Source organism: Variovorax sp. SPNA7, from assembly GCF_033807855.1.
In the GTDB taxonomy this organism is placed as follows: Bacteria; Pseudomonadota; Gammaproteobacteria; order Burkholderiales; family Burkholderiaceae_C; genus Variovorax; species Variovorax beijingensis.
In genome coordinates, this window is sequence record NZ_CP138513.1 from 2,702,855 (window position 1) to 2,720,523 (window position 17,669).

Annotated in this window: 18 protein-coding genes; 11 read left to right on the forward strand and 7 right to left on the reverse strand. The window is 69.1% G+C overall.

The window, feature by feature from the left end:
• Positions 1–5: 5 nt before the first annotated feature.
• Positions 6–686, reverse strand: coding sequence for a cold shock and DUF1294 domain-containing protein (locus RZE77_RS12530; RefSeq protein WP_319442110.1), 681 nt, complete (start codon positions 684–686; stop codon positions 6–8).
• Positions 687–767: 81 nt separating this feature from the next.
• On the opposite strand from RZE77_RS12530, the gene RZE77_RS12535 reads away from it, so the two are divergent.
• Both RZE77_RS12535 and RZE77_RS12540 read left to right on the forward strand, forming a co-directional pair.
• Positions 768–1,688 carry a hypothetical protein gene (locus RZE77_RS12535; RefSeq protein WP_319442111.1) on the forward strand — a complete coding sequence of 307 codons (921 nt, stop codon included), beginning with the start codon at positions 768–770 and terminating at the stop codon, positions 1,686–1,688.
• A gap of 102 nt (positions 1,689–1,790) precedes the next feature.
• Positions 1,791–3,902: an esterase-like activity of phytase family protein gene (locus tag RZE77_RS12540; RefSeq protein WP_319442112.1), complete on the forward strand. Its 2,112-nt coding sequence runs from the start codon at positions 1,791–1,793 to the stop codon at positions 3,900–3,902.
• Between the two features lie 21 nt (positions 3,903–3,923).
• On the opposite strand, the gene RZE77_RS12545 is transcribed toward RZE77_RS12540, so the two are convergent.
• On the reverse strand, positions 3,924–4,802 hold the full coding sequence (locus RZE77_RS12545; protein WP_319442113.1) for a CoA transferase: 879 nt from the start codon (positions 4,800–4,802) through the stop codon (positions 3,924–3,926).
• A 147-nt stretch (positions 4,803–4,949) separates the two neighbouring features.
• Between RZE77_RS12545 and RZE77_RS12550 the strand changes: the two genes are divergently transcribed.
• Together RZE77_RS12550 and RZE77_RS12555 are read left to right on the forward strand one after the other, a co-directional pair.
• Positions 4,950–5,852, forward strand: coding sequence for an SDR family oxidoreductase (locus tag RZE77_RS12550; RefSeq protein ID WP_319442114.1), 903 nt, complete (start codon positions 4,950–4,952; stop codon positions 5,850–5,852).
• 41 nt (positions 5,853–5,893) lie between these two features.
• Positions 5,894–6,502, forward strand: a complete 609-nt coding sequence (locus RZE77_RS12555; RefSeq protein ID WP_319442115.1) for a glutathione S-transferase — start codon at positions 5,894–5,896, stop codon at positions 6,500–6,502.
• Between the two features lie 5 nt (positions 6,503–6,507).
• Here RZE77_RS12555 and RZE77_RS12560 read toward each other — a convergent pair whose 3' ends face one another.
• The gene (locus tag RZE77_RS12560; protein ID WP_319442116.1) at positions 6,508–6,897 is read right to left on the reverse strand and encodes a DUF488 domain-containing protein; all 390 of its coding nucleotides are present in this window, start codon (positions 6,895–6,897) and stop codon (positions 6,508–6,510) included.
• 31 nt (positions 6,898–6,928) lie between these two features.
• The gene (locus RZE77_RS12565; protein ID WP_319442117.1) at positions 6,929–8,788 is read right to left on the reverse strand and encodes a PhoX family protein; all 1,860 of its coding nucleotides are present in this window, start codon (positions 8,786–8,788) and stop codon (positions 6,929–6,931) included.
• A gap of 92 nt (positions 8,789–8,880) precedes the next feature.
• Here RZE77_RS12565 and RZE77_RS12570 point away from each other — a divergent pair, with 92 nt between their 5' ends.
• The gene (locus RZE77_RS12570; RefSeq protein ID WP_319442118.1) at positions 8,881–9,708 is read left to right on the forward strand and encodes a crotonase/enoyl-CoA hydratase family protein; all 828 of its coding nucleotides are present in this window, start codon (positions 8,881–8,883) and stop codon (positions 9,706–9,708) included.
• A gap of 257 nt (positions 9,709–9,965) precedes the next feature.
• Positions 9,966–10,277: a hypothetical protein gene (locus RZE77_RS12575; protein WP_319442119.1), complete on the forward strand. Its 312-nt coding sequence runs from the start codon at positions 9,966–9,968 to the stop codon at positions 10,275–10,277.
• Between the two features lie 39 nt (positions 10,278–10,316).
• On the opposite strand, the gene RZE77_RS12580 is transcribed toward RZE77_RS12575, so the two are convergent.
• The 3 genes from RZE77_RS12580 to RZE77_RS12590 form a co-directional block, all read right to left on the reverse strand.
• Positions 10,317–11,462, reverse strand: a complete 1,146-nt coding sequence (locus RZE77_RS12580) for a DSD1 family PLP-dependent enzyme (protein ID WP_319442120.1) — start codon at positions 11,460–11,462, stop codon at positions 10,317–10,319.
• Between the two features lie 89 nt (positions 11,463–11,551).
• Positions 11,552–11,848 carry a hypothetical protein gene (locus tag RZE77_RS12585; protein ID WP_319442121.1) on the reverse strand — a complete coding sequence of 99 codons (297 nt, stop codon included), beginning with the start codon at positions 11,846–11,848 and terminating at the stop codon, positions 11,552–11,554.
• Positions 11,849–11,922: 74 nt separating this feature from the next.
• Positions 11,923–13,350, reverse strand: coding sequence for an amidase family protein (locus RZE77_RS12590; protein ID WP_319442122.1), 1,428 nt, complete (start codon positions 13,348–13,350; stop codon positions 11,923–11,925).
• Positions 13,351–13,490: 140 nt separating this feature from the next.
• Between RZE77_RS12590 and RZE77_RS12595 the strand changes: the two genes are divergently transcribed.
• The 5 genes from RZE77_RS12595 to RZE77_RS12615 are packed head-to-tail and all read left to right on the forward strand — an operon-like array spanning position 13,491 to position 17,631.
• On the forward strand, positions 13,491–14,498 hold the full coding sequence (locus tag RZE77_RS12595) for an ABC transporter substrate-binding protein (RefSeq protein WP_319442123.1): 1,008 nt from the start codon (positions 13,491–13,493) through the stop codon (positions 14,496–14,498).
• Positions 14,499–14,511: 13 nt separating this feature from the next.
• Positions 14,512–15,366, forward strand: coding sequence for an ABC transporter ATP-binding protein (locus RZE77_RS12600; protein WP_319442124.1), 855 nt, complete (start codon positions 14,512–14,514; stop codon positions 15,364–15,366).
• A complete protein-coding gene (locus RZE77_RS12605) occupies positions 15,363–16,121 on the forward strand; it encodes an ABC transporter permease (RefSeq protein ID WP_319442125.1) in 759 nt (252 codons plus the stop codon). The genes RZE77_RS12600 and RZE77_RS12605 overlap by 4 nt, the downstream gene beginning before the upstream one ends.
• Entirely contained in the window at positions 16,100–16,858 is a 759-nt protein-coding gene (locus RZE77_RS12610) for an ABC transporter permease (protein WP_319442126.1), read from the forward strand. The genes RZE77_RS12605 and RZE77_RS12610 overlap by 22 nt, the downstream gene beginning before the upstream one ends.
• Positions 16,858–17,631 (forward strand): class II aldolase/adducin family protein, encoded by a 774-nt coding sequence (locus RZE77_RS12615; protein ID WP_319442127.1) that lies wholly within the window; start codon positions 16,858–16,860, stop codon positions 17,629–17,631. Before RZE77_RS12610 ends, RZE77_RS12615 begins: the two co-directional genes overlap by 1 nt.
• Positions 17,632–17,669: the final 38 nt, after the last annotated feature.

The window sequence follows — 17,669 nt, forward strand, 5'->3', positions numbered from 1 at the left end:
GTTCTTCAGCCCGCGAGCAGACTCGCGGGCAGCAGCTTGCCGACCCAGGCCGCTACGGCGGCAATATTCAGCAGCACGGTGGCCCAGTACACCGCCATGAAGCTCGCCTTGCGCGACTTGTGGCGAAAGAGCCGCTGCGCGCACCACGCGCCCGGCCATCCCCCCGCCAGCGACAGCAGGTGCAGCGTGCTTTCCGCCGTGCGCCAGCGGCCGGCCTGCGCGGCGCTCTTGTCGAAGCCGTAGACGGCGAAGGTCAACAGGCTGACCAGCAGCAGCACGCCCAGGGCAATGGGCGGCAGGCGTACGGTCCAGAGGCCGTAGGCGAGCAGCCCCGCATAGCCGAGGAGCAGCACTGCGATGGGCAGCATCGACGAGGAAGAAGAAGAGGAGGCCGCCGGCTCGCGGCGCCGGCCCGGGTCGGCTGCGGTGCGACGTGCCTGCGGCGACGTCGAAGGCCGCCGCGCCCGCGGCTGAGCGGCACCCACGGCATGGACTGCCATTGCGCGCGGTCCCTTGCCGCCCACATGGATCTCGTCGAAGCCCAGTTCCATACCGACCTGCGGCTTCAGTTGCCGGTCGACAAAGTCGCGCAGGTGCACGAACACATCGGCCGGGATTTCGGGACTGCGAATGAAGCCGAAACCGCGTTCGGCCTCCCAGCGGACGAGCCGGCCTTGGCGCTTCATGGCGTGCGGGAAATCGGAGGACACATGGCGGCGATTCTCCCTTGCCGGGGCGCCGGCCGTCTCTTGTGTATGGTGTGGTCCATGAGCAGTCCGTTCCACTTGCCGGCTTCATGGGTGCGCACACTGGCGGGCGCCGTCCTGCTCGCGGCTTCCGCGCATGCCCTGGGGGCGTCGCCCGACTCCGCGCCCGCACCGGCCTCGGCCGCGGCGCAGGCGCTGCGCGCCACGCACCAGCGCATGGGTGCAAAGCTCGCGCAGAGCGGTTTCGGGCGGCCGATCCAGCTCGATTCGATGGAGACGCCGAACGGGCTGCAGGGTGACATCTACGCGGTGGTGGACCACTCGCTGCCGGAGATCAGCGCCGCGCTCAAGGAGCCGTCCCGCTGGTGCGAGCTGCTCACGCTGCACGTCAACAACCGCCGCTGCCGCACCGGCAGCGCGCCGCAAGGGGGCGAGATGCTGACGCTGTTCGTGGTGCGGCGCTACGACAAGCCGGTGGAGCAGGCGTTCCAGCTGCCCTTTGCCTATCGCGTGGCCAGCGCGACGCCGGAGTACCTTTCGGTCGAGATGAACGCGGCCAACGGGCCGCTCGGTACCAGCAACTACCGCGTCATGCTCGAAGCGGTGGCGCTCGACGGGCAGAGGAGCTTCCTGCATTTCGGCTACAGCTACGACCACAACATGATGGTCCGCATGGCCACCCAGGCGTACCTGGCCACCTTCGGCCGCAACAAGGTGGGCTTCACCGTGGTGGGCAAGGAGGCCGACGGGCAGCCCGACTACATCCGCGGCACGCGCGGGCTGGTGGAGCGCAATGCGATGCGCTACTTCCTCACGCTCGACGCCTATCTCTCTTCGGACGCCGGCGCGCCGGCCGAGCGGCGGGAGCGCTCCTGGTTCGCCGCGGCCGAGCGGTATCCGCGGCAGCTGCACGAGATCGAGCTGGACACCTACCTCGCGATCAAGCGCGAGGACCGGCAGCGCGACGGCGCCGGCCGCTGAGCACGCACACCTCGTCTTCCCTGTTTCACCGGCTTGTCACACGCCGCGGCGCTAATCGCCGGGGCCTGTGCCTGTTGCGCAGGCGCAAAACAAGGACAAGTGATGGCGAAGAAGACAAGAGGATCGAGGATGGGCTGGCTGGCGCTCGCGGGTGCCGGTGCGCTGGTGGCCGCCTGCGGCGGCAGCGGCGGTGGTGGTGGAGGAGGGTGGGCATTTCCTCCAGTAGCGGGCGGTGGCGGCACCACCAATCCCCCGGCCGCCCAATCGAAGACCGGCACCTTCCTCGACGCAGCCGTCGAGGGCCTCGACTACACCGCGGGCGGCACCAACGCGGCCAGCACCAACGCCAATGGCGAATTCACCTGCAAGGACGGCGAGACCGTGGCCTTCAGCGCCGGCGCGCTCGCGCTCGGCAGCGCGGCCTGCGGCACGGCGATCACGCCGCTGAACCTGGCCGGCGGCACTGACGTGAAGGCCGATGCGGTCGTCAATCGCCTGCTCGCGCTGCAGAGCTTCGACGAGGACCGCGATCCCTCGAACGGCATCCGGCTGGCGCCTGCGCTCAAGGCCGCCCTGACTGCGGGCGCGCTCGATTTCAGCGCCTCGGCCGAGGCCTTCGACACCGCGCTCAATGCCGTGCTCGCCGCGCTGCCTGCGCCGTATGCCACGCGCACGGTCGACGCGGCCCGCCGCATGCTGGCGCGCGAGCACTTCGAGGACACCCTGGCCTCGCGCCTGGCCACCCCCGTGACCGAAGCCGCCACGCAGACCAACCAGCTCGGTGCCATCGGCATCGGCGTGACGCGCTACCAGCTGCAGGCCGACGCCAGTTTCCACGTGCCCTATGAAGGCGACAACGCCAGCATCAAGGCCGATTTTCCCCAGGGCTTCCTGCCGGCCTACGGCTCGGGGCTCGCGTTCAAGGGCAAGACGAACGACGGCACGCTCGAGTTCTATGCCATCACCGACCGCGGCCCGAACGGCGACGGCCCCACCGCGCCCGTGCCCGGCGGCAATGGCGCCACCAGCATCAGCAAGGTGTTCCCGGCGCCGTCGTTCGCGCCGAGCTTCGGCATCGTGCGCGTCGGCAAGACGGGTGCCGTGCTCGCATCGAGCCTGCCGCTCAGGCTCGATGCCGGCAAGAAGCTCAGCGGCCTGCCGCCGCAATCGGGCGTGGGCTCGACCGGCGAGACGCCGCTGACCGACCGCTACGTGTTCGATGCCGCCAAGGCCAACTTCGACGCCAACGGGCTCGACCCTGAAACGCTGGTGCTCGACAAGGCGCGCAACGTGCTGTGGACCAGCGACGAGTACGGCCCCTTCATCGCGCGCATCAACATGGCGACCGGCGTGGTCGAGAAGAAATACGCACCGGGCAGCGGCGCCGCCGACCTGCCGCTGGTGCTGGCGCGGCGCCGGCCCAACCGCGGCATGGAAGGCCTCACCGTCGATGCCGCGAGCGGCGTGCTGCACGGCTTCCTGCAGAGCCCGATCGATCCGCGCGATGGCAGCGGCAAGTCGATCAAGGCCAGGCCGCCGGGCGGCAGCAACACCGACGTGCGCCACATCGCGAAGTTCACGCGCTGGCTGGCCTTCGACCCGGCCACCGAGACCTCGAAGCTCTACGCCTACCCGATCGATGGCAGCCAGTACGACAAGGACCGCACCGGCAACGCCAAGCTCGGCGACGTGGTGAGCCTGGGCAACGGCCGCTTCATCGTGATCGAGCAGGGCGCGCGCAAGAGCGACGGCAAGGTGTTCAACAAGCTGATGCTGGTGGAACTGCCGGCCAATGCCACGGACATCAAGCCCTTCGACTACGACCTGGAGATCAGCAGCATCACGCAGGCGCCGTCGAATGGCGCCGACTACTCGACCGTGGTGACGATGCGCAAGACCGAGCTGCTCGACCTCAACGCACTGGGCTGGCTGGCCGAGAAGGCCGAGGGCCTGACGATCGTGGATGACCAGACGCTGGCACTGGTGAACGACAACGACTTCGGGCTGGGCACGGTGCTGCTCGATGCCGGCGGCAAGACCCTGGCCGGCAGCGTCGAGGACTGCACGGCCGACGCCAGCGGCGTGCTCAGCGGCTGCCCCGCGGGCGCGACCGGCGCGCGCATCACGCGCGGCTCCGACCTGGAGCGGCCGACGCGCATCTGGCTCATCAAGCTCGACCGCAAGCTCGGCGAGCTGCGCCTGCCGGCGTCCTGAGGACGCACGCGGCCCGCTCCGTCAGCCGGCCAGCGTGAGCAGCGGCACGTCGCGCTCGCGGCCCATGGCGTCGAGCTCGGCGCGCGTGCGCGTTGCGAGCCAGGCGGCCAGCGCGGTGTGCGTGGCCGGCGCCATCATGTCGGGCGGCGACACGCCCGCGGCCTCGCACAGCCGGGCCGCGAAATGCGGCTCCAGCGCCGCCACCGCCACGCGGCCGTCGGCGCAGGGGTAGACGCGGTAGCCCGCATGGGCGCCGCCGACCGCGCCCGCGGGCTGGGTGAGGCCCCAGGTGCGCGGCAGTGCCAGCCAGTCGGCCGAGGCATTGAGCGCCACCTCGAGGTACAGCCCGTTCGCGTCAGCCGAGGACCGCGCATGCAGGGTGGCCTGCAGCACGGCTTCGCTCGCGAGCAGCGCGCCGCCCATGTCCGCAAAGAGCGTGGGCGGCAGCTCGGTGCCGGTGACGAGGCCGCTTTCGGCGAGGTAGGTCAGGTCGTGGCCCGGTTCCTCGGCGCGTGCGCCGGGCGCACCGACGATCGCCACTTGCGACAGCCGCGGATGCCGCTCCTGCAGCGCGGCCCGGTCGAGGCCGAGCTTGGCCAGCGCAGAAGGGCGGAACGAGGTCAGCAGCACGTCGGTCTGCGCGAGTTCGGCGTGCAGCTGCTGCCGCCCGGCCTCGCTCTTGAGGTCGGCGGTGCGGACGGCGATGCCTTCGTGCAGCGCGGCGTACGCGGTCTTGTTGTAGTGCGCCATCGGGTCGCCGGCGGGCGGCTCGAGCTTCACGCAGGTGGCGCCCATGGCCCGGCAGCGCAGCAGCGCCGCGGGGCCCGGGAGGTTGAGCGCAAGGCTCAGCACGCGCACGCCCGCAAGCGGCTGAAAGGGGGAGGCTGTGGAAGTTGGCATGGGCGGATTCCAGGGAACAGGTCGGCTGCCATTCTCACTCGGGGCCGGGAGCCGGTTTTCGCAAGCCGCGGCACCGGCAGCGCGCGTAGCATGTGCGATGGCGGCGCTCCCTGCCTTGCCGCTGCCGCAACGACCAAGGAGACCACCATGTTCGAACCTTCCCTCATGAACGGCCAGCGCATTCTCGTGACCGGCGGCGGCACCGGCCTGGGCCGGGCCATGGCCGAGCGCTTCCTGGGCCTGGGCGCCGACGTGGCCATCTGCGGCCGGCGCCAGTCGGTCTGCGAGGAAACCGCGGCCGAGTGGCGCCAGCAGTTTCCGGGGCGCCGCATCGACACCTTCGGCGTGGACATCCGCGTGGCGCAGAGCGTCGACGAAATGGTCGAGAGCCTGTTCCAGAGCGGCGGGCTCACGGGGCTCGTCAACAATGCCGCCGGCAACTTCGTCGCGCCGACCGAGAGCCTCTCGCCGCGCGCCTTCGACGCCATTGCGAACATCGTCTTCCACGGCAGCTTCTACGTCACGCAGGCCGTGGGCAAGCGCTGGGTGGCGGAAGCGAAAGCCGGCAAGTGGCAGCAGGGCGATGCCATGCGCAGCGTGATGAGCATCATCGTGACCTGGGTCGACAACGGCAGCCCCTACGTGGTGCCGTCGGCCATGAGCAAGGCGGGCATCGAGGTCATGACCAAGTCGCTCGCGGTGGAGTGGGCGCGCCATGGCATTCGCCTCAATGCCGTCGGGCCGGGCGAGATTCCGACCGAAGGCATGAGCAAGCGCCTCAATCCCGGCGAGGAGCCCGGCGCGCGCAGCAAGAAGACCAACCCGATGGCGCGCACCGGCCGCATGAGCGAGCTGCAGAACCTTGCGGCCTTTCTCATGGCGCCGGGCCAGTGCGACTGGCTCACCGGCCAGAGCATCATGATGGACGGCGGCAACGCGCTGGCCACGGGCGGCAACTTCTACGAGCTGCGGCAGTGGAGCGACGACGACTGGCAAGCCGCGCGCGAACGCATCGAAGCGCAGAACCAGAAGGACAAGGCGCAGCGCTGACAGGCGTTATCGTTGCGCCCCATCCCTCAGGAAAAAACAAGATGCAACTCATCGGCATGCTCGATTCCCCCTATGTGCGCCGCGCGGCCATTTCGCTGCGCCTGCTGGGGCTTGCGTTCGAACACCGGTCGATCTCGGTCTTCAGCACCTTCGAACAGTTCCGGGCGATCAATCCCGTGGTCAAGGCGCCGACGCTGGTGTGCGACGACGGCACGCTGCTGATGGATTCCACGCTGATCATCGACCACGCGGAAACCATCGCGGGCCGCAGCCTCATGCCGGCCGGCGCTGCAGAGCGGCTGCATGCGCTGCGGGTGCTGGGGCTCGCGCTCGCGGCCTGCGAGAAGACGGTGCAGATCGTCTACGAGCGCAAGCTGCGCCCGCCCGAGAAGCAGCATGCGCCGTGGGTCGACCGGGTGCGGGGCCAGCTGGCCGCCGCCTATGCCGGGCTCGAGGCCGAGATTGCGAAGCTGCCGGCGCCGGCCGGCGAAACCGCCATCGGGCAGGCCGGTCTGACCAGCGCCGTCGCATGGGGTTTCACGCAGATGATGGTTCCCGAATTCGTCGCACCGGCCGACTTCCCGTCACTCGCAGCCTTTGCCGCCGCCGCGGAAAGGCTGCCGGCCTTCGTGGCCCTGCCGCCGGTCTGAACGGATCAGTTCGAGATGTCCGCCCCGCGTTCGGCCAGCAGGCCGCGCAGCAGCGAGCGGTGGCAGCGCGACTCGTCCTCGCAGTAGCAGCCGACCGAAAACGCGGCGGTGTGCGACAGGGCGGCCAGCAGGTCGATGCTGCGGCTCGCGTCGGCCTCGGCCATCTCGGACTTGTACTTGCGCATGAAGGCGTTCCACTGCGCGGGGGTCTCCGCCTCCTGGCCCAGCTTCATGGTCTCCGCGGAAGGCGCGAGGTTCGGATACCACACGTCATACCAGTCCTGCGATGCGAACTCGGTCTTCGGAACGCCGCGCGGCGGGCGGCGCACGGTGCCGATGCGCAGGCCTTCGCCGGCCGTGCGCGGCGTGCCCAGGCGAACGATGCGGATGCTCATGCAAGGTCTCCTTTTTTGTGCTTCTTCGGCTTCAGGTGCCGACGATAGCGCCGTCGCGCCGGCGGATCGCCAGCGTGGCCGAGCGCGGCCGCGCGCTGCCGGGTGCCGCGCCGTCGGGCCATGCGCTGTTGGGGGTGGCGCTGCCGTCGTCGCGCGATTCGCCCGGGTGCTGGATGTTGACGAACAGCGTGCGCCGGTCCGGCGTCACCACGCAGCCCGTGACCTCGCTGCCGCTGGGCGCCGTGAGAAAGCGCTTGATGCGCCCCGTGGCCGGATCGGCGCACAGCATCTGGTTGTTGCCGAGCGCGGCATAGGGCGGCTTGCCGATGAGCTGGCCGCTCATGTCGGTCTGGATCCAGAGCAGGCCGCCGCCGTCGAAGTGCAGGCCGTCGGGGCTGCCGAAGAGGTCGGCATCGTCCGATGGATAGTGCGCGCCGCTGCCCGCCTGCGCGGGGTCACCGGCCAGCGCGAAGTGGTCCCAGCCGAAGCCCGCGCTACCGGCATCTCCGCCGTCCTCGCGCCAGCGCAGGATGCCGCCGAAGAGATTGCCGGCACGCGGATTGGCCGCATCGGGCGCCGGCTTGCCCGGCTCGCCACGCTGGCTGTTGTTGGTGAGCGTGACGTACACCTCGCCGGTCTGCGGATGCACCGCGATCCATTCGGGGCGGTCCATCTTGGTCGCGCCCACCGCGTCGGCGGCCAGCCTGGCGTGGATCAGCACCTCGGCCTGGTCGGCGAAGCCGCTGTCCGCGTCGAGGCCGTTGCGGCCATGCACGAGTTCGAGCCAGCGGCCGCGGCCGTCGGCATCGAAGCGCGCGGCGTAGAGCGTGCCTTCGTCGAGCAGGCGGCTGTTGGCGCAGGCGCGGGAGCCGTCGCCCGCCATCGAGACCTTGCCGTGGCTCACGAACTTGTAGATGTATTCGAACCTCGCGTCGTCGCCCATGTAGACGACGACGCGCCCGTCCCTGGCAAGCGTACAGGTCGCGCTTTCCTGGCGCTTGCGCCCGAGCGCGGTGCGCTTGACCGGCTGGGCCGCGGGGTCGAAGGGATCGATTTCCACCACCCAGCCGAAGCGGTGGGGCTCGTTCGGATGCCGGCTCATGTCGAAGCGCTCCTCGAAGCGCCAGTACTCCACCCATTGCGAGCCCGGCACCGTGCCGTAGCGGCGCTGCGCGGGCGTGGCGTCCTTCGCCGATTCCTTCGGGCCGCCGAAGTAGCCATGGAAGTTTTCCTCGCAGGTCAGGTAGGTGCCCCAGGGCGTGACGCCCATCGCGCAGTTGGCAAAGGTGCCGAGCACTTCGTCGCCGGCCGGATTGGCCGCGGTGCGCATCGGCGCCGCGCCCGCGGCGGGGCCTGCGATGCGCATGGGCGTCTGTCCGTGCACGCGCCGTGCGTAGGGCGAGGGCCGCACCTGGCGCCAGCCATCGCGCGTGCGGCGGATCTCGATGACAGAGGCGCCCATCGCATGCAGCGACTTGCGCACCTTCTCGGCGGTCCATTCCTTGCCGCCGCCCGCATGGAGCAATTGCTCGTCGGTGTATTCGTGGTTCATCACGAGCAGCCCGCGGTCCGGCGACGCGAGCGGAAAGAAATGCATACCGTCGTGATGCATGCCGGCCTGCAGCGCCTGGTCGGCGGCGTTGTTGCTGCCGTCGGGCGCGAAGGCCGGCATCGGATGTCCGGCGATGCCGGTGGGCGTGCCCCAGGGATAGAGCAACTGCCATTCGTATTCCGGCGGCACCACCACCGCATCGCGCAGCGACGCCGGCACCGCGGTGAAGCCGAGCATGGGCCGGCCCGGGCCGGCGGGCGCGCTGGCCCCGCGGGAATGGAGCAGCGCCACCACGGCGGCGGCACCCGATTGCAGAAAGATCCGGCGGTCCAGGGGCATGGGTCCAGGGGTGTTGGGTAGGCGACAGGCGCCATCATCGCCGAGCACCCGTGCCGGGCGATACTGGCGCAAGAACCGAAGGAGACACTGCCATGGCCGAGCGAATCGAATGGACCCGCCACCCCGACGGCGTGGTGGAACTGCAGCTTGCACGCGCGGACAAGATGAATGCGCTCGATCCCGCGATGTTCGACGCGCTGATCGAAGCGGGCGAAGCCCTGCGCAGCGACGCCGCGGTGCGTGCGGTGGTCATCTCGGGCCAGGGCAAGGCGTTTTGCGCGGGGCTGGACATGGCCTCCTTCGAGCGCATGGGGCAGGGCGCCGCCAGCGCGGTGCTGGGCGCGGCGGCGGGCGGCACCGACCTGTCCGCGCGCACGCACGGCATCTCGAACGCGGCCCAGTACGTCGCGATGGCCTGGCGCGAGGTGCCGGTGCCCGTCATTGCTGCCGTGCATGGCGTGGCTTTCGGCGGTGGCCTCCAGGTGGCGCTGGGGGCCGACATCCGCATCGTGGCGCCCGACACCAAGCTGTCGGTGATGGAAATCAAGTGGGGCCTGGTGCCCGACATGGGCGGCATGGTGCTGATGCGCGAGCTCGCCCGCAGCGACGTGGTGCGCGAACTCACCTTCACCGGCCGCATCTTCTCGGGCGAGGAAGCGCTGCAGCTCGGCTTTGCCACGCGGCTGGCGGCCGATCCGTTGACAGAGGCGCTTCAGATGGCGCACGGCATCGCGGGCAAGAGCCCCGACGCCATCCGGGCGGGCAAGCGCCTGCTCAATGCGGCGCTGTCGCACAGCGCGGCCGACCTGCTGATTGCCGAATCGGTGGAGCAGCAGGCCTTGATCGGGAGCGCGAACCAGACGGAGGCCGTGCAGGCCAACATCGAACGGCGGCCGCCGCGGTTCAGCTCGCCCGTTTGAGCCACCCCAAGCAGGGACGCCCAAAGGCCGGCTTCCGGCCTCTTTTTTTGCCTTTTTGGTGCAGAAAACAGGCAAATCGACACACCCGGCTGGCGATATGTAAGAATTAAGTATCCTTGTAGGTGTTCGATCTTCACCACAAAGCTTCACTTTGTGTGAGGTAGATCACGTCTCGCAAAGGAAAAAGGGCCGGGAAAGGTGGATGTCTTGGTCACATTCCCTAACAATTAATCCTTTTGATTGCGACGGCGCTCTGCATGTCGACCACTTTTTTTTGCAACCTCAGCTTGCCCGTGCTGGTGGGCGAGGATCGCTACAGGTACTTGCCCGTCGTCGCGGTGTTCCGCAGCATTCCGTTCGACCAGGTGGACGAGTGGGTGATGCATCCCGACGGCCAGCCACGCAGCGACCGCGAATTGGCGGCGGAAGTGCTTGTGGAAATCCGCGAGCCCGCCGGCGGGAGCGCACGCAGTGCGCCGCACTCCTTCGAGGTGGCCGATGTCCTTCAACTGGACCGTGCGGCCGCCATCGTCGTATCGACCTTTCTTGCAGCCTTGCCGCGTGCCTGACGAACGCGTGACCCGGCCGCAGGCCCGATGCGGGTTTTTTCAGTGCCTGCCGCGCGCGTCCACCGGCCAGATGGCGACCAGCGTGTCGCCGTCGACCACGTGGTAGGCGTCGTGCAGGTTGACGGTCGGGTCGCAATGCGGCGTGATGAACTCCACCCGGTCGCCGAGCGCGGGCCGCTGCCCGGCGCAAAACAGCTTGCCGTGCTCGTCGCCGAAGAAGGCGTAGCGGCTCGCCGGATCGGCGCCGCGCGCCACCAGCGGCACGCCGCAGTCGGTCGCAAAGCACTTGGTGCCGCCGTCCACGGTGACCCACTCCGCCGCGTTGGTGCTCACCACCGCCGTCTGCACGAACAGCGACACCTCGAACGGTGAAGGCTGCCCCGGGCTGCCCTGCAGCACCTGTGCATATTCCGCATCCATGAACACATAGGAGCCGGCCTGCAATTCGGTGAAGGCGTCGCGCTGTGCATCGAGGTCGTGCGTGCCGGTGCCCGCGCCGGTGACGATCTCGAAGTGAATACCGCTGCGCCTGGCGTCCGCGACGATGCGCGCGACGGTCTCGCGCAGGCTGGCCGCGGCGGCGCTGCGCTGCTGGCGGTCGACGATGTGCTGCAGGTTGCCGGCGTAGGCCTGCAATCCGCGCAGCTTCAGGCGCGGGTCGGCCGCGATGTGGCGCGCGAGTTCGAGCACCTGCGCCTCGCTGGCCGCGCCCGTGCGGTTGTAGCCGGCGCCGTAGTCGACCAGCACCTCCAGCGGATGCGGCAGGCCGAGCGTGGCGGCGGCCAGGTCCGCGGCATTGCGCGGGTCGTCCACCACCACCATCATTCCTCCGGGACCGGCCAGCCTGGCCAGCTTGACCACGCGCGCGATCTTGCTCGGCGTGACGGCCGGCGAGGTGATCAGCACGTCCGGAATGCCGGCCTTGACCATGACCTCGGCCTCGCCCAGCGTGACGCAGCTCACGCCGATGGCACCGGCGGCCACCTGGCGGCGCGCGATTTCCACCGACTTGTGCGTCTTCACGTGCGGCCGCAGGCCGACACCGCGCGCCTTGGCAAAGGCGGCCATGCGCTCGATGTTGCGCGTCATGGCGCCAAGGTCGAGCAGCAGCGCCGGCGTATCGAGCGACTGCCGGCCGCCGGCAATTCCGATCAGCGGTTTGTTGACTTGCGTATCAGGAAGCATGGGAAGACTTTCGGAGTGCGGGGCGCACGCATCGGCGCGATGAACGGATGGCGAAATGATCGCACCGAACGGCCTACGGCGATGCTTCGTCAGTCGTCCTGCGCCGGCAGCCGGTGCGCCGGGCGCCGCAGCGCCAGCCACCAGAGGAGCCCCGCGTTGACGGCCCAGCTGCAAGCCAGCAGGAGCAAAGCGGTCTGCGCCACGCCCGGCGCAAGGTCGAGCGTCAGCAGGGCCAGAGACCATGGCAAGGCCCCGGCGATCGCCGCCAGCATGGCCATCTCGCTGTCCGGAAAGGCCGCGCTCGAAACCACGCACACCACGCCCGCGGCCGTATAGGCGAGCGCGCCGGCGCGCCACCAGGAAGGAAAGATCGGTCGGGTGTCCATGGTGTGCATGGTGCAACGATTGCAGAGGGCTGTGGCATGCCGCGACAGCCGCTCGCGCGAAGCGATGTAAGCCTTCAGGCGATGGCGGGCGCGACCGGCGCGGATGGAAGAACGGCTTCGATGGCGAGCGCCAGCGCGAGCAGCGCGCTGTCCGATCCGGCCGGGCCTGTCAGTTCCATCCCCGCGGGCAGGCCGCCGGGCGCGAGGCCCATCGGCAGGCTCAGCGCGGGCAGTCCCGCCATGCCGGCCGGACCCGTGTTGCGGATGTAGGCGGAGAAGGCCGATACCGGCCGGCCGCACAGCATGACCTCCACGTCTTCGCCGATGCGCGCTGCGCAAAGGGGGCTGGTCGGGAACACCAGCGCGGCGATGGCGTTCTGCGCGAAGCAGCGGCTATACGCTTCCTGCATGCGCGGGCGCAGCACGCCGAGCGCGTGGCGATAGGCCGGCGTGCCGATCGCGCCCGGTCCGAACAGGCGCTCGAACAGCGGCCGGACGTCGGGGCTCACGACGGCATCGGCGAGTGCGCGGGCATCGAAGGGGCGCTCGTGGCGCGCGAAGTAGGCCTGCAGTGCCGGCAGGATCTCATGGAGAGAGATCGACATCGAGCCCTGCTGGAACAGCGCGCCGGCTTCGCCCAGCTCGCAGGGCACCAGCACCGCGCCGGCACCGCGCAGCCGCTCGAGCGCGTCCTGCGCCAACGCGGCCACCGGCGGATCGATCTCGTCCCAGAAGTAGTGCTGCGGCACGCCCAGGCGCACGCCGGCGAGCGGCGCCGGCGCCAGCTGCAGCGGGCCATCGGCGACGGCATGGTCGATCAGCACGCAGTCGTCCACGTTGCGCGCCATGGCGCCTGCGGTGTCGAAGGTGGGCGAGATGGGCACCAGTCCGTCCCCGGGCCAGCGGCCGATGGTGGGCCTGAAGCCGACCAGGCCGCACAGCGCGGCCGGCACCCGGACCGAGCCGCCCGTGTCCGTGCCGATGGCTGCGGGAACGGCGCGCATGCCGAGCAATGTTGCGTTGCCGCCGCTCGAGCCGCCTGAAATGCGGGAGGGATCGAAAGGGTTGCGCGACGGGCCGAAAGCGTGGTTGTGGCCGGTGACGCCTTGCGACCACTCGTGCAGGTTCGTCTTGCCGAACACCAGCGCACCCGCGGCCAGCAGGCGCTGCGTCACGCCTGCCGCGCGGCGCGGACGGTGGTCCGCCATCCACGGGCTGCCGGCGGTGGTGGGAAAGCCGACCACGTCGATGTTGTCCTTGAACGCGAGCGGCACGCCATGCAGAGGGCGCGTGCCCGCAGCGGGCCGGGGCGCCGTGTCGAGGGCCGCGGCTTCGCTGCGAAGGCGCTCCGCGTCCTGGTGCAGCAGGCCACCGAGGGAGGCGGCTGCGGCACTGCGCCGCAACAGCGCATCCACATAGTCCGCGGTGCGGAGCTCGCCTCGCGCCATCTGCCCGGCGGCTTCGCGGGCGGAGAGATCGGTGAGCGCATGGATTCGGTTCATGGAGGATTCAAATTGGGGCAGGGGCCATGCGGAAGTGCATGTTCCGGGCCAATTCGCCGCTCCGAGGGCCATAAAACCGCCTGAAATTGCATGGCATGGATACTGCTTAAAGAGTTTTTTGTATCCATGAGGCCTTCCACATGTCTTTCAAGTCCTTGCGTTTCCTGACTCTCGCCGCAGCGTCGATGGCGCTTCTTGCGAGCCTGCCTGCCTCCGCTGCGGAGAAGGTGTCGCTGCGCCTCAAATGGCTGGCACAGGCGCAGTTCGCCGGCTTCTACGTGGCCAAGGCCAAGGGCTTCTACGACCAGGGCGGCCTCGACCTGACGATCAATCCGGGCGGGCCCAACCTCAACGTCGAGACCCTCGTCGCCTCGGGCAACGACACCTTCGGCCTCGCCGGCGGCACGGAGACGGTGTTGCTGGCGCGCGAGAAAGGCCTGCCGCTGGTGTGCATCGGCGTGACCGTGCAGACCACACCCTTCACCTATGTCGCCTACAAGGATTCGGGCATCACCCAGGTGAAGGACTTCGCGGGCAAGAAGGTGGCCACGTGGTTCACCGGCACGCAGTACACGCTCTATTCGATGCTTGCTTCGGCCGGCATGAAGCAGGGCGACCTGACCATCGTGCCGCAATCGGGCTCGATGGCGCCCTTCGTCGAGAAGCAGTTCGACGTTGCCGCCGCCACCTACTACAACGAACTCAACGTGCTCAAGGCGCAGGGCCTGGGCGACAAGCTCACGCTCATCAAGCCCGACGACTATGGCGTGGTCGTGCAGCAGGACACGGTGCTCGTGTCCGAGAAATACCGCAACGAGAAGCCGCAGCAGGTGCAGGCCTTCATGAACGCGACCATCAAGGGCTGGAAGTACGCGCTGCAGAACAAGAAGGAAGCCATCGACATCGTCATGGCCGCATCGCCCAGCCTGAACCGCGCGCACCAGGAAGCGATGCTCGACGAGTTCGAGAAGCTGGTGAAGGCCGGCAAGGGCACGACCGACGGCATCCTCGCGATCGACCTGCCGACGGTCGAGAAGATGCAGACCCAGCTGGTGGGCTACAAGGCGCTGAAGGCACCGGCCGACCTGTCGAAGGCCTACGACCCGAGCTTCTGGACGCAGGTGCCGGCCACCGACAAGAAGTTCTGAGCCGCCGCGCGTCATGAAGTTCATGCCTCACGAAGTGATGCCGCCCGGCGCCGCCGGCGCGCCGGCACCGCCGATGCTCGAGCTCGTCAACGTGTGGAAGCGCTTCGGCGACGGCCAGGCGCAGACGGTGGCGGTGTCCGGCGTCGACCTGCGGATCGCGAAGAGCGAGTTCGTCACGCTCGTGGGCCCTTCGGGCTGCGGCAAGTCGACGCTCTTCAACATGATTGCGGGGCTGCTGCCGCCCGACGACGACGGCTCGCTGCTGTTCGGCGGCACGCCGCAGCGCGACGGCCAGCTGCTGGGCAAGGTGTCGTTCATGCCGCAGCGCGACCTGCTGTTTCCGTGGCGCACCGTGCTGGACAACGCCATCCTCGCGCTCGAAGTGGAGGGCGTGCCGCGCAAAGAGGCGCGCGAGCGTGCGCGCGCCATGCTGCCGGAGTTCGGCCTCACCGGTTTTGCCGACCACTATCCGCACCAGCTCTCGGGCGGCATGCGCCAGCGCGTGGCGCTGATGCGCACCTTCCTGTTCGAGCGCGATCTGCTGCTGCTCGACGAACCCTTCGGTGCGCTCGACGCGCTCACGCGCAGCCGCATGCAGCACTGGCTGCTCGAGATCTGGGCGCGCCACCGCCGCACGGTGCTCTTCATCACGCACGACATCGACGAAGCCATCGTGCTCGGCGACAGGGTGCTGGTGATGACGGCGCGGCCCGGCACGGTGAAGAGCGAGACGGTGGTCGACCTGCCGCGCCCGCGCGATCCGTCGATCGTGCTGTCGCCGGAGTTCATCGGCCTCAAGCAGCGCCTGCTCGCGGAGATCGAGGAGGAAAGCCGCAAGACCTTCGCCCAGGAGGAGCGCGCCTCGTGAGCTCGCCGATGCAACGCATGCTGCACTCGCCCGTGCTGGCCTTCGTCGGGCTCGCCATCGTGTGGGAGATCGCGGTGCATGCCTTCGCGCCGTCGCCTCGCTACCTGCCGGCGCTGAGTGCGATTGCGCAGGATGCGTGGTCGGTCTGGCCGCAACTCATGCGCGGCTTCGGCCGCACGCTGCTCGAAACCGTGCTGGGCTTTGCGATGGGCGCGGTGTTCGGCTGCCTCTGCGGCACCGTGTTCACCTACTCGCGCTGGATGGAGCGCTCGGTGTTCCCGCTGTTCGTGGTGTCGCAGACCGTGCCGGTGGTGGCCTTCGGCGCGCTGATCGTCATCTGGTTCGGCAACTCGCTGCTCGCGAAGGTGATGACCGCGTTCTTCCTCACTTTCTTCCCGGTGACGGTGAACACCTTGCGCGGGCTCAAGTCGTGCGACCCGCAGCGCATCGCGCTGATGAAGAGTTTCGGCGCCGGCCGCCTCGTCATGTTCTTCAAGCTGGCCGTGCCTTCGGCGCTGCCGCAGATCATGGTGGGCCTGCGCGTGGCCATCGGCCTGAGCCTGATCGGCTCGGTGGTGGGCGAATGGTTCGGCGAGACCGTGGGCCTGGGCGTGATGCTGATGGAGGCGATGAACGCCGACCTGGTGCTGCGCCTGTGGGTCGTGATGTTTGCCTGCGGGCTGATGGGTGCGCTGCTCTACGGGCTGCTCACCTTCGTGGAAAGGAGGCTCGTATGGTGGCGAAGCGAAAGCTGAGCGCATCGCCCGTGGTGCCGGTGGTGCTGAGCGTCATCGTGCTGCTCGCGGTGTGGGAAGGCGCGATCCTGCTCTTCAGGATTCCGCCCTTCGTGCTGCCGAGCCTGGGCGCGATCGTGCAGCATGCCTTCACCGACACCGGCCGTCTCATGGCTGCGTTGCTGGCCACGCTCGGCGAGGCGCTTGGCGGCTATGCGCTGGGCAGCGTGCTCGGCCTGCTGGTGGCGGTGGTGCTGCTGCTCGCGCCGCCGCTCGAGCGCGTCGTGATGCCGCTGGCCGTGGCCGTGAACGCGGTGCCCACGGTGGCCTATGCGCCGCTGTTCCTGATCTGGTTCGGCCTTGGCGCCGCATCGAAGATCGCACTGGTGGCGCTGGCCGTCGGCTTCACGATGCTGGTCAACGCGCTGCACGGACTCAAGCAGGCCGACCTGGCCGCCGTGAACCTGATGCGCAGCTTCGGCGCAGGGCCGCTCAGGATCGTGTGGCGGCTGCGCCTGCCGGTGGCGATGCCGTCGGTGGTCACGGCGCTGCGCATCGGCGTGCCGCGCAGCATGATCGTGGCCATCGTCGGCGAAATGCTCGGCGCCTATGCGGGGCTCGGGCGAATGATCTATGAATCGACCCAGCAGGTCGACCTGCTGAGCGTGTGGTCGGCGGTGCTGGTCGCTTCGGTGGCGAGCATGGTCTTCTACGGCGTGCTCGTCTGGATCGATCAGAAACTGGTGTGGTGGCGGTGATGACGACCAAGACAAACCCCGCGGCGTATCCGACGACCGAAGCCGCACTGCGCGTGCAGCTCGCGGCGTGCTACCGGCTGGTGGCGCACTTCGGCATGGACGACCTCATCTACAACCACATCTCGGCGCGGGTGCCGGGGCCGGCGCACCACTTCCTCATCAATCCCTACGGACTGCTGTTCTCGGAAGTGACCGCCTCGTCGCTGGTGAAGATCGATCTCGACGGCAACAAGGTGGACGACACCGATGCAGAGGTCAACCAGGCCGGCTTCGTGATCCACAGCGCCATCCACTCGGGACGGCCCGACGCGCTGTGCGTGCTGCACACCCACTCCGACGCCGGAACCGCGATCGCAGCCATGCCCAACGGCCTGGCACCGCTGAGCCAGTTCGCGATGCGTTACCAGGGCCACACGGCCTTCCACGACTACGAAGGCGTGGCGCTGGAGACCGGCGAGCGCGAGCGGCTGGTGCGCGACCTGGGCCCGCACCACACGCTGGTGCTGCGCAATCACGGCATCCTGACGGTGGGCCGCACGATCCCCGAGGCCTTCATCCTCATGTACTACTTCGAGAAGGCGGCCAAGGTGCAGCTGCTGGCCCAGGGCGGGCTCGCGCCGGGCGAAGCGCTGGTGCTTCCGCGGCCCGAAACGAGCGCGCTGGCCGCACGCCAGTTCACCGAATTTGCCGGCGACATCCTGCCGCCCGGCACGCGCGAATGGCCTGCGTTCCTGCGCATGCTGGAGCGCACCCAGCCCGACTACAGGCTCTGAGGCCTGTTCCTTCTTTTCTTCAATCCCCGAGACACTTC